Annotated in this window: 12 protein-coding genes; 9 read left to right on the top strand and 3 right to left on the bottom strand. The window is 75.0% G+C overall.

Annotated elements, in window-relative coordinates; translation table 11 throughout:
- From ABZ493_RS01640 to ABZ493_RS01660, 5 genes are all read left to right on the top strand, one after another.
- Positions 1 to 972 (top strand): GTP-binding protein, encoded by a 972-nt coding sequence (locus ABZ493_RS01640; protein ID WP_430580431.1) that lies wholly within the window; start codon positions 1 to 3, stop codon positions 970 to 972.
- 140 nt (positions 973 to 1112) lie between these two features.
- On the top strand, positions 1113 to 2468 hold the full coding sequence (locus ABZ493_RS01645) for an aspartate aminotransferase family protein (RefSeq protein WP_430580432.1): 1356 nt from the start codon (positions 1113 to 1115) through the stop codon (positions 2466 to 2468).
- Between the two features lie 26 nt (positions 2469 to 2494).
- On the top strand, positions 2495 to 3250 hold the full coding sequence (locus ABZ493_RS01650) for an SDR family NAD(P)-dependent oxidoreductase (protein ID WP_430580433.1): 756 nt from the start codon (positions 2495 to 2497) through the stop codon (positions 3248 to 3250).
- Positions 3251 to 3258: 8 nt separating this feature from the next.
- On the top strand, positions 3259 to 4788 hold the full coding sequence (locus ABZ493_RS01655; protein ID WP_430580434.1) for a PLP-dependent aminotransferase family protein: 1530 nt from the start codon (positions 3259 to 3261) through the stop codon (positions 4786 to 4788).
- The gene (locus ABZ493_RS01660; protein WP_430580435.1) at positions 4785 to 5510 is read left to right on the top strand and encodes a sulfite exporter TauE/SafE family protein; all 726 of its coding nucleotides are present in this window, start codon (positions 4785 to 4787) and stop codon (positions 5508 to 5510) included. Before ABZ493_RS01655 ends, ABZ493_RS01660 begins: the two co-directional genes overlap by 4 nt.
- A 10-nt stretch (positions 5511 to 5520) precedes the next feature.
- Here ABZ493_RS01660 and ABZ493_RS01665 read toward each other — a convergent pair whose 3' ends face one another.
- Both ABZ493_RS01665 and ABZ493_RS01670 read right to left on the bottom strand, forming a co-directional pair.
- A complete protein-coding gene (locus ABZ493_RS01665; protein ID WP_430580436.1) occupies positions 5521 to 5904 on the bottom strand; it encodes a multidrug efflux SMR transporter in 384 nt (127 codons plus the stop codon).
- A 1-nt stretch (position 5905) separates the two neighbouring features.
- Positions 5906 to 6220, bottom strand: a complete 315-nt coding sequence (locus ABZ493_RS01670; protein WP_430580437.1) for a multidrug efflux SMR transporter — start codon at positions 6218 to 6220, stop codon at positions 5906 to 5908.
- A gap of 110 nt (positions 6221 to 6330) precedes the next feature.
- On the opposite strand from ABZ493_RS01670, the gene ABZ493_RS01675 reads away from it, so the two are divergent.
- Positions 6331 to 6897 carry a TetR family transcriptional regulator C-terminal domain-containing protein gene (locus tag ABZ493_RS01675; protein ID WP_430580438.1) on the top strand — a complete coding sequence of 189 codons (567 nt, stop codon included), beginning with the start codon at positions 6331 to 6333 and terminating at the stop codon, positions 6895 to 6897.
- A 4-nt stretch (positions 6898 to 6901) separates the two neighbouring features.
- Here ABZ493_RS01675 and ABZ493_RS01680 read toward each other — a convergent pair whose 3' ends face one another.
- The gene (locus ABZ493_RS01680) at positions 6902 to 7873 is read right to left on the bottom strand and encodes a DUF5937 family protein (RefSeq protein ID WP_430580439.1); all 972 of its coding nucleotides are present in this window, start codon (positions 7871 to 7873) and stop codon (positions 6902 to 6904) included.
- An 87-nt stretch (positions 7874 to 7960) separates the two neighbouring features.
- On the opposite strand from ABZ493_RS01680, the gene ABZ493_RS01685 reads away from it, so the two are divergent.
- From ABZ493_RS01685 to ABZ493_RS01695, 3 genes are all read left to right on the top strand, one after another.
- Positions 7961 to 9235, top strand: coding sequence for an MFS transporter (locus ABZ493_RS01685; RefSeq protein WP_430580440.1), 1275 nt, complete (start codon positions 7961 to 7963; stop codon positions 9233 to 9235).
- Between the two features lie 129 nt (positions 9236 to 9364).
- Complete coding sequence (locus ABZ493_RS01690; protein ID WP_430580441.1) at positions 9365 to 10336, top strand: CorA family divalent cation transporter; 972 nt, start codon at positions 9365 to 9367, stop codon at positions 10334 to 10336.
- 60 nt (positions 10337 to 10396) lie between these two features.
- Positions 10397 to 11143 (top strand): response regulator transcription factor, encoded by a 747-nt coding sequence (locus tag ABZ493_RS01695; protein WP_430580442.1) that lies wholly within the window; start codon positions 10397 to 10399, stop codon positions 11141 to 11143.
- Positions 11144 to 11149 lie beyond the last annotated feature (6 nt).

The following is an 11149-nucleotide window of genomic DNA, read 5'->3' on the forward strand; positions in this document are numbered from 1 at the left end:
GTGGGCACCCCCGTCACCGTCCTGGGCGGCTACCTCGGAGCGGGCAAGACGACGCTGCTCAACGGCCTGCTCGACACCGCGGACGGGCGCAGGATCGGCGTCGTCGTCAACGACTTCGGCACCGTGAACGTCGATCGCCGGCTCGTGCGGAGCGCCACGGCGGACACGATCGAGCTCGCCGACGGCTGCGTCTGCTGCTCGCTGCGCGGCGAGGTCGGGGAGGTCATGCGCCGGCTGGCCGCGCGGGACGACCTCGACCACGTCGTCGTCGAGGCCAGCGGGATCGCCGACCCGACAGGCCTGTCGACCTGGGGTGCGTTCCCCGGCCTCGCGCCGGGCGGCACGGTCGTGTGCGCCGACGTGACGACCGTGGGGCGCAAGGCCCGTGACCGGTACGTGGGCGACGTCGTGCGCACCCAGCTCTCCCGTGCCGACGTGCTCGTCCTCACCCGGTGCGACCTCGCGACGCCGGAGGCGGTCGCGGCCGCGGAGTCGGTCGCGCACCGTCATGCCCCCGGCGCGCGGCTGCTGCGCTCGCGCGGCGGGGACGTGCGCGCGGCGGACCTCCTCGGGGGCGCGCCCACCGTCGAGACCCCGGCGACGGGCCCCGTCCCGACCGGCCCGACGCCGCCCGGCGACGGCCACGGGCACGTGACGCGGTTCGTGCCACTGGCCGGGCCGGTCGACACCACCGCGCTGGCCGGCACGTTGCGCTCGCTGCCGTCCGCCGTCGTGCGGGCGAAGGGCGTGGTCCGCACGACGGCCGGCGGCAGCGTGGTCGTCCAGGCGGCCGCCGGGCAGGTGGAGATCGCGAGCCGGGGACCGGACGACGGCGCCGACGACGCCCACGACCCGCCCGGCGTGGTCCTCGTGGCCGCCGGCAGGGGGGCGGCCGAGGCCCTCGCCGCCGCCGCGTGCCGTCTGACCGGGCTCCTCGGCGCCCGGGGACGGGACGACGTTTCCGCGGCGTAACGCGTGGACCCCGCCGGTGCCACGGGTCTGGCGCTGTCGCGGAGCGGTCCCGCGACGCACAGTGGAGGCAGCCGCGACACGCCGCTCACCAGGACCGACGCACCCCACCCAGCATCCCCATCGACATCGAGGAGGCAGCTGTGCCTGCACCCCAGGACGCCGCCGGGCGTCTCACCTACGAGCTCGACCGTGCCCACGTCTTCCACTCCTGGTCGGCGCAGAAGGAGCTCGATCCGATGGTCGTGACCCGCTCCGAGGGGTCCTACCTGTGGGACGCCGACGGTCAGCGCTACCTCGACTTCTCCGGCCAGCTCGTCTACACCAACGTCGGCCACCAGCACCCCCGGGTCGTCGCCGCGATCCAGGAGCAGGCCGCCACCCTGTGCACGATCGCCCCGGCGCACGCCAACGACAAGCGCGCGCTGGCCGCGAAGCTCATCACCGACCGGGCCCCCGACGGGCTGAACATGGTGTTCTTCACCAACGGGGGAGCGGACGCCGTCGAGCACGCCGTGCGCATGGCGCGGCTGCACACCGGCCGCCGCAAGATCCTCACGCAGTACCGCGGCTACCACGGCGGCACGGACCTCACGATCAACATGTCGGGAGACCACCGCCGCTGGCCCAACGACGACGGCCGCTCCGGCGTCGTGCACTTTTGGGGCCCGTTCCTCTACCGGTCGGCGTTCCACGCGACCACCGAGGAGGAGGAGTGCGCCCGCGCGCTGGCCCACCTCGAGGAGACCATCCGCTTCGAGGGGCCCGACTCCTTCGCGGCCCTCGTGCTGGAGACCGTCGCCGGCACGTCCGGCGTCATGCCGCCGCCGCCGGGATACCTGGCCGGGGTGCGGGAGATCTGCGACCGGTACGGGATCGTGTACGTCGCGGACGAGGTGATGGTGGGGTTCGGTCGCACGGGCAGGTGGTTCGCCGTCGAGCACTTCGACGTCACGCCCGACCTCATCACCTTCGCCAAGGGCGTCAACTCCGGCTACGTGCCGATGGGCGGTGTCGTCGTCTCCGACGCCATCGCGGAGACCTTCGCCCACCGCGTCTACCCGGGCGGCCTCACGTACTCCGGGCACCCGCTCGCGGCGGCCGCGGCCGTCGCCACGATCGAGGCGATGACCGACGAGCGCATGGTGGAGAACGCGGCCGAGATCGGCCGCACCCTCCTGGGCCCCGGGCTGCACGACCTGGCCGAGCGGCACCCGAGCATCGGCGAGGTCCGCGGCCTGGGCGCGTTCTGGGCCCTGGACCTCGTCACCGACCGGGCGACGAAGGAGCCGCTGGCGCCGTACGGCGGCACGAGCCCGGCGGTCAAGGCCGTCCTGTCCACCGCGAAGCAGCACGGGCTGCTCGTCTTCAACAACTACCATCGGGTGCACCTGGCACCCCCGCTCAACGTCACGGAGCCGGAGGTCAAGGAGGCGCTGGGCGCCCTCGACGTCGCCCTCGGCGCGGCCGACGACGCCTACACCGGCGCCTCGCTCTGACGTCCGGAACGCAAGGAGGATCCCCCATGTCGATCACCCATCCCGCTGACGCCCCCGTCGCCGTCGTCACGGGCGCCAGCAGCGGCATCGGCGCCGCGACCGCCAAGGCTCTGGCCGCCGTCGGCTACGACGTCGTGCTCGGGGCCCGCCGGGTCGAGCGGCTCGAAAAGGTCGCCGCGGAGTGCGGCGGCAGGGCCGTCGCGCTCGACGTCACCGACGACGACTCGGTCGAGGCGTTCGCCGCGCAGGTCGACCGGTGCGACCTGCTGGTCAACAACGCCGGCGGTGCGCTGGGCAGCGACTCGCTCGCCGACGCGAACCTCGACGACTGGAAGTGGATGTACGACGTCAACGTGCTCGGCACGGTGCGGGTCACGAAGGCGCTGCTGCCCAAGCTCGTCGCCTCCGGGGACGGCCAGGTCATCACCATCGGGTCCATCGCGGCGCGCGAGCCCTACAAGGGTGGCGCCGGGTACAACGCCGCCAAGCACGCCGAGGCGGCGCTGACCCGGGTGCTGCGGCTGGAGCTGCTCGGCCAGCCCGTGCGGGTGTGCGAGATCGACCCCGGGATGGTGCACACCGACTTCTCCCTCGTGCGGTTCAAGGGCGACCAGGCGAAGGCCGACGCGGTGTACGCCGGGGTGGAGCCGCTCACGGCCGAGGACGTCGCGGACACGGTGAGCTGGGTGGCGACCCGGCCGGCCCACGTGAACATCGACCAGATCCTCATGCTCGCGCGCGACCAGACCTCGGCCCAGGTCGTGCACCGGCGCGAGTCCTGACGGCCCGGGTGACGGACGACGGCCCGCGGGCGTCCGGGCGGGGGTGGATCGACCGGCGCTCGGGCGAGCCGCTCTACCTGCAGGTGCGGGCCTACGTGGAGCGGGGCCTCGCCGGGGGCGCGTTCCCGGCCCGCCGGGCGCTGCCGTCGTCGCGGCACCTGGCCGCCGAGCTGGGCGTCTCGCGCAACACCATCAACGCCGCGTACGCGGAGCTCGTGAGCCTCGGTCTGCTCGAGGCCCGGCCGCGGTCCGGGCTCTACCCCACCGCGACGGCCACGGCCGCCGTCCCGCCGACGGCGCCCGGGCCGGCGCCGCGCCCTGCGGCGCCGGCGTCCTCCGCCGAGCCCGACTGGTCCGACCACGTGGTGCCCGTGCGCGACCCGTTCCCGCGCGACCGGGTCGTCGAGCCCGACTACCGGGACTTCCAGTACCCGTTCCTGCCGGGGCAGGTCGAGGAGCGGGCGTTCCCGTCGCGGGCCTGGCTGCGCGCGGTGACGACGGCGCTCGACGGGCCGCACCGCCGCTACACCCTGCGGGACTCGGCGGACCGCGACGACCCGCTCCTCGTCGAGGCGATCCGCACCATGCTGCTCCCCGCCAAGGGCATCGATGCCGCGCCGGACGAGATCCTCGTGACCAGCGGGTCGCAGCAGGCGCTGAGCGTCCTCGCCTCGGCGCTGCTCGACCCCGGCCGGTCGGTCGGGGTCGAGAACCCCGGCTACGTGGACGCGGCCCGGATCTTCCACCGGTCCGGCGCGCGGGTCGTGCCGTTCCCGACGGACCGGGACGGGGTGGTGCTCCCGCCTGACCCCGACGTCGACCTCCTGTACGTCACACCGAGCCACCACCACCCGACGAACGTCACGCTGAGCGCGTCCCGGCGCGACGCGCTGCTGCGGGCCGCGGCCGCCCAGGACATGCTCGTGGTGGAGGACGACTTCGACTCCGAGGTGCGGTACGTAGGGTCGCCGACGCCGACCATCAAGTCCGGGGACGCGCACGGCCGGGTGGTGTACCTCGGCACGTTCTCCAAGTTCCTCGCGCCCGGGCTCCGGGTCGGGTTCGTCGTGGCCGACCCCGCGCTGATCCGCGCGCTCCGGGACCGGCGGTACTACCAGACCAAGCATCCCGGCGGCCACGTGCAGCGTGCGCTGGCGGTCTTCCTCACCTCCGGCGACTACCACCGGCAGCTGCGCCGCCACCGCGTCGACCTGCGGGCCAAGTGGCAGACCCTCGGCGACGCCCTCGCGGACGAGGTGCCGTGGGCGTTGCCCGAGCGGCCGACGGGCGGCCTCTCCTACTGGCTGACCGGTCCGCCCGGCTTCGACGGCACGCGGGCCGCGGCGCTCGCCCGTGAGCGTGGCGTGCTGGTGAGCCCGGGCGAGCTGTACCACCTCACGCCGGACCCGCCGCGGCGGCACCTGCGGGTCGGGTTCAACGCCATCCCGCACGCCCGGATCGTGCCCGGTGTCCACCGGCTGGCGCAGGCCATGCGGGCCGCCGTCGAACCGGCCGTGACCTCGGGCGCGGACCGGTGACGGTCGACGCGGGGTCCCTCGTGCTCGCCCTCGCCGCCGTCCTGGTCTCGACGTTCGTCCAGTTCGCGACCGGCTCGGGCTTCGGCGTGCTCGGCGGGCCCCTGCTCCTGCTGATCGACCCCCGGCTCGTCCCGGGGCCGTTGCTGCTGCTCACGCTCGTCGTGATGCTCGCCGTGGTGTGGACGGAGCGGCGCGGCCTGCGCCACCTCGACCTCGGGTGGGCGGCGGTGGGTGCGGTCCCCGCGGCCGTGGGCGCGCTCTGGCTCGCTCGCCTCATGGACCAGCGGGTGACCGAGGTGGTGGTCGGCCTGGTCATCGCGGCGGGTGCCGTCGCCGGGCTCGCCGGCTGGAGGGTGCCGCAGGGGCGGACCACCCTGATCGGCGCCGGAGTCCTCGGCGGGGCGCTGAGCACGATCGCCGCCACCCCCGGCCCGCCCGTCGTGGTCGTGTACCGCGCGGAGGAGCTCGCGCGCTACCGCGCGAACCTCTCGCTGTTCTTCGTGGCCACCACGGTCGTCTCCCTCGGCGTCTACGTCGCCTCGGGCGACCTGGGGCAGCAGGACCTCGTGGTGGCGGGCTGGCTCGCCCCCGGGGTGGCGCTGGGCTGGGCCGTCGCGCGGCTGCTCGTGCGCCGCGTCCCTCCCGGGGTGGTCCGCCCGGCAGCACTGGCGCTGTGCGTCGTGTCGGCCGGGAGCCTCGTCGCCTCGGCGGTGGTGGGCTGAGCGGTGCGGCTCAGTCCGTCGGCTCGTCCGGCGCCGGGCGCCCGCCGTCGTCGTGCCCGACCAGCTTGAGGCCGATGGCGCAGCCGATGATGCCGACGAGGAACAGCGCCTTGAGGAGCGACGCCGACTCCGTGCCGGTGAGCATCGCCCAAGCGACGGTGAGCGCGGCGCCGACGCCGGTCCAGATGGCGTACGCCGTGCCGATCGGGATGTGCTTCGCGGCGTAGCCCAGCCCGAGCATGCTCAGCGACAGGGCGACGACGAACACGATCGTGTCGGCCAGCACCGTGAACCCGTGGCTGGCGTCCAGGGCCGTGGCCCACACGGCCTCCAGCACCGCGCTGGCGAGCAGCACGCCCCAGGCGACGGTGACGGTCTTCGTGGTCGCGCTCATGTCAGCTCACCACCTTGAGTCCGACGACCGACCCGACGAGGCCGACCAGCAGCAGCGCGCGGGGGACGGTCAGCCGCTCGTCGCCGCGCACGATGGCGACGCCCACGGTGAGCACCGCCCCGATGCCCACCCACACGGCGTAGGCGGTGCCCACCGGGATGGTGAGCATCGCGTGCGCCAGGCCCCACATGCTCAGGGCCAGGCCGACGACGAACACCACGGTCGGCACCGGCCGCTTGAAGCCGCGCGACGCGGCCAGCGCGGTCGCCCACACGGCCTCCATCACGCCGGCGGCGATGAGGATCAGCCAGTCCACGGCTGTCACTTCCCCTCTGTCGTGCACTGTCGGGATCTGCTGGGATGTCTTCGCACGATCGTGCGAAGACAGTTCTAGCACACTTCGCACGACTGTGCGAACATGGGCGCGTGCCCCAGAAGCTCGACCGTGACGAACGCCGCCGCCAGGTGTCCGAGGCCGCGTGGCGCGTCCTCGTGCGCGACGGCCTCGAGGCCCTGTCCGTCCGCAACGTGGCCGCCGAGGCGGGCCTGCCGCAGAGCTCCCTGCGCTACACGTTCCCCACCGTGGCCAGCGTGCGCGAGCGGGCCGTCGCCCTCGTCCTCGAGCGGCTCCAGGAGCGCGTCGCCGCCGTCGACGTCGACGACGCGGACTGGTCGCGGGCCGTGCTCGCCCAGCTCCTGCCGCTCGACGCCGAGCGGCGCACCGAGATGGAGGTGTACCTCGCGCTCGGCACCGCCGCTATGACCGACCCCGCCCTGCGCGACGGGCACCGCGCGGCGCAGGACGCCATCCGCGACGTGTGCGCCCGCGCGCTCGCCGCCCTGACCGGGCGCGCGCCGTTCGACATCGAGGTGCGCGAGCTGCACGCCCTCGTCGACGGCCTCGCGCTGCATGTCGTGCGGCAGGAGCCGGACGACGACGCCGCGTGGGCGCTCGACGTGCTCGACGCGCACCTGGCGCGCGTCGCGGGCTGACCGCTCAGCGGACCGGGCCCACCAGCGCGTCGCCCACCTCCGAGCGCAGGTACAGCACGGACCGGCCGGCGCGGGCGGAGGTCAGCAGGCCGGCGTCGCGCAGCACGCGCAGGTGCTGGTTGACGGCGCTGGTCGTGACGTCGAGGCGGCGGGCGAGCTCGGTGGAGGACGCCGGCTGCTCCAGGGCCGTGAGGAGCCCGGCCCGCGCGCGGCCCAGGACCGCGACGAGGGCGTCGCCCGCCACGTGCCGCTCGGCCTGCCACAGCGTGCCCGTGCCGCGCGCGCCGTACATGATCATGGGCGGCTCCTCCGGCGAGATCGGGGCCGACGCCGCGCGGGTGAACAGGGTGGGCACGAGCGTGAGCCCCGCGCCGGTGGTGGAGCGGCGGAACTCCCCGCTGAGCGTCCCGAGGCGGACGCTCACCACGCCGTCGGCGAACGAGACCCGCGGGGAGAGGTCGGCGAACATCGCGCCCGCGCCGCGCGCCGAGATCACGGTGCCGCGGTGCACGACGTCGGCCTGCAGCACGGCGCGCATCCGCGGCCAGACGGGCGCGAAGCAGGCGTCCCAGTAGCCGGTGAGCGCGTCGAGCATCCGGCGCCGCACGCGGGGGAGCGGGCCGCGCAGCGGGGCCGGCAGGCCGCCCGGGTGCACCGCGGCGAGGTCGTGCGCCACGACCGCGTCGTCGACGGCGGCCACGCCGGCGAGCTCGTCGTCGAGGCGCGTGAGCGGGCTGCCGGGGCGCGGCGTGAGGAAGTCCGGCGTCCACATCACCTCGTTGGTCAGCGCGAGCAGCATCTCGCCGTCGAGGGTCGGCCGGGCCTCCTGCACGCGACGCAGCCACGGCAGGTGCACGGGGAAGCGGCCGGGGTCGCGCCACGCGCGCAGCGACAGCACCAGCTCGTTCAGCGGGGAGACGGCGAAGCGGACGTCGGCGAGGTCCATGCCGGCGAGCTCGTAGTGCATCCACCCCATCAGCGTCTCCGTCCCATCGTGTGAGCATAGATGTAGTGCAGCGCTACATCCGTTCCGGGTGCGGACCCACGGGTACCTACTGGTGCCGTGATCCAGACCCTCCTGCCGCGGGACCCCGTGGCGCGCGCCCTCACCGTCTCGACCATGGCGTTCGCCGCGTCGACGGGGATCTTCTACACCGTCTCCGTCCTGTACTTCACGCGCGTGGTCGGGCTGCCCGCGACCACCGTCGGCCTCGGCCTGGGGATCGCGGGCGGCGCGGGCGTGCTCGGGTCCTACCTCGCCGGGCGCTGGTCGGACCGGCGCGGCGCGCACCGGGTGCAGGTGTGGGGCCTGCTCGCGCAGGCGCTGGCGCTGGCGGCGTACTCGTTCACCTCCGACGCGGTGAGCTTCACCGCCGTCGCCGTCGTCGTCAGCGCGGGGCGCGGGGTGCAGTCCACCGCGCGGCAGGCGCTGCTGGCCCGGTGGTTCACCGGTCCCGAGCGCGTCGATGTCCGCGCCCGGCTGCGCGTCGTGACGAACGTGCTCATCGGGCTCGGCACGCTGGCCGCCGCCGTCGCGCTGCTGGTGGACACCGCGGCGGCCTACCGCACCGCGATGGTCGCGACGGCGGTGCTGCTGTTCGGCGCCGTCGTGCCGCTGGTCCGGCTGCCGCGCCGCGTTCCGGAGCTTCCCGCGCGGATGCTGGCCGACGCGCCGGCCCCGGCCGCGGACGGGGGCGCGCCCACGGACGGCGCCCGGCCGCCGCACCCCCTGCGCGACCGCACCTACGTGGCGAGCGTCGCGCTCAACGCCGTCGTGGCGATGCAGTTCGGCGTCATGACCGTGGGCGTGCCGCTGTGGGTGGCGACCACCAATGCGCCCACCGCCGTCGTCTCCGCGCTGCTCGTGGTCAACACGGTGATGGTGGCCCTGCTCCAGGTCCGGGCGTCCCGGGGCACGCACGACGTGCGAGGAGCGGGGAGGGCCGTGCGCCGGGGCGCGGTCCTGCTGGCCGGCGCCTGCGTCCTGTACGCGGCGGCCGGGTACGGCAGCCTCGTCGCCGCGACCGCGCTGCTGGTGCTCGCCGCCGCCGCGCACTCCCTCGGAGAGGTGCTGTCGGAGGCCGGCGGCTGGGGCATGGCTTTCGAGCTCGCGGACCCGCGCCAGGCCGGCGCCTACCAGGGCCTGTCGCAGACGGGCTACGCGCTCGCGGGCATGGCCGCGCCCGTCGTCGTCACGGCCCTGCCCATCCGGTTCGGTACGCCCGGCTGGCTCGCGCTCGGCGCGATCTTCGTCGTCGCCGGCGTCGGCGCGGCATGGGTCGCACGGCGCGCGGCGGACGCTCGGCCCGTCGACGACGTCGTCCCCGCGGCCGTCTGACTCTCGCGGCGGCACTTCGCGCTCGCGGCGGCAGTTCGAACTGCCGCCGTGCGCCCGAACTGCCGCGTCGACGCATCCCGGCACGGCACCCGGCGCGCCGTTCGGCCCGGTTCGTCCGAGAATGCGGGAGTGACGGAGGAGAGGACGACGGCGGACGAGTGGTTCGTCGGCACGCGCGGCGCTCCGGCGACGACGGCGGACGACGACCACCCGGCGCGCTGGCTGCACGTCACGGACAAGGAGTCGTTCCTCGCCGCGGCGGGGGAGATCGACCCGGCGCTGCGGCAGCGGCTGGCGCACGTGCCCGTCGAGGCGAAGGACGTGCCGAGGCGCCCGGTCGCCGCCGTGCGCTGGCTCGACGACGACTGGGTGGCGGTGCTCACCCCCACGGTCTGGTTCACGGAGGACGACCGGCAGGTGCACACCGGCGAGCTGGGGATCCTCGCCGGCCCGGACGCGGTGCTCACGTTCGAGGTGGGCCGGGCGGGGGTCCGCGACCACGCGCTGGACCGGCTGCGCGGCCCCGCGGCGGGGCACGGCTCGGGGGCCCAGCGGGTGGCGCTCGCCGTCGTGCTGGGCCTGGTGGGCGTGGCGTCGGAGGTGGAGGTGGCGCTCGGGGACGCCGTCGCCGACACCGAGCGCGTCGTCTTCGACCGCACGACGGGCGACCCGGTGCAGCGCCTCTACGACCTCAAGCGGGAGATCACGGAGGCGCGGCGGGCGCTGCTGCCGGTGTCCGCGGAGCTGCCCGAGCTCACCGCCGACGAGCGGCGCGTCGTCGCCGACCGGCGCACGCTGGAGCGGGTGGTGTCGACGGTCGAGCGCATCGACCGGCACCTCGACGCCCACGACGACCTGCTCTCCGACATGCTCCAGGTGCACCTGTCCCAGGTGTCGGTGCGGCAGAACGAGGACATGCGCAAGATCTCGGCGTGGGCGGCGATCCTCGTGTACCCCACGGTGGTCGCGGGGATCTACGGCATGAACTTCAGCCACATGCCCGAGCTGCACTGGCTGCTCGGCTACCCGTTCGCGCTGCTCCTCATGGCGGTCGGCTGCGTGGTGCTCTACCGCGTCTTCCGTCGTGTGGGCTGGCTCTGACCCCGGAGCGACGCTCCGCTACCCTGGCGCCCTCGAAGCGCCCGACGGAGGGACGGTCCCGTGCAGCTGCTCGTGGTCGAGGACGACGACCATGTCGCCGGCGCGCTCGTGTCCGTGCTCGGACGGCACGGGTACGAGGTGGTCCGCGCGCGCGACGGCGCGTCCGCGCTGCGCGAGCTGAGCCCGCGCACCGACATGGTGCTGCTCGACCTGTCCCTGCCCGACATCGACGGGTTCGAGGTCTGCCGCCGCATCCGTCGCGTCTCGGACACGCCGATCATCATGGTCACGGCACGCACGCGGCTCGACGCGCGCATCCGTGGCCTGGAGCTCGGCGCCGACGACTACGTGACCAAGCCGTACGACGTGCGCGAGGTGCTCGCGCGCATCGACGCCGTCATGCGACGCGGCCGCGGCCGCGAGTGGGACGGCGCCCGCGCGGAGGCCGCCGACGCCCGCGTGCGCGTCCGCGGGCTGGTGGTGGACCTCGCGCGGCGCGAGGTGCGCCGCACGAGCGACCTGGTGGGGGACACCGTGGACGCCGTCGTCGAGCTGACCCGCAAGGAGTTCGACCTCCTCGCGCTGCTGGTGCGCCAGCGGGGCTCGGTGCTCACGCGCGAGCGGATCCTGCGCGACGTGTGGGGCTCCAGCTGGAAGGGCCTGGGCCGCACGCTCGAGGTGCACGTCGCGTCGCTGCGCCGCAAGCTCGGCGAGCCCGACGTCGTCGAGACGGTGCGCGGCGTCGGCTACCGGGTCGCGGTGCCCGACGGCGGCGAGGCGATGGCGCCGAGCGGCGCGGGGGCCTAGACGTCG

The organism is Isoptericola sp. NPDC019482, from assembly GCF_040632295.1.
Lineage (GTDB): Bacteria > Actinomycetota > Actinomycetes > Actinomycetales > Cellulomonadaceae > Isoptericola.

Coding starts and splice junctions, on each gene's coding strand:
- ABZ493_RS01650 (WP_430580433.1), top strand. CDS start 2,495: ATGTCGATCACCCATCCCGCTGACGCCCCCGTCGCCGTCGTCACGGGC.
- ABZ493_RS01665 (WP_430580436.1), bottom strand. CDS start 5,904: ATGAGCGCGACCACGAAGACCGTCACCGTCGCCTGGGGCGTGCTGCTC.
- ABZ493_RS01680 (WP_430580439.1), bottom strand. CDS start 7,873: ATGGGGTGGATGCACTACGAGCTCGCCGGCATGGACCTCGCCGACGTC.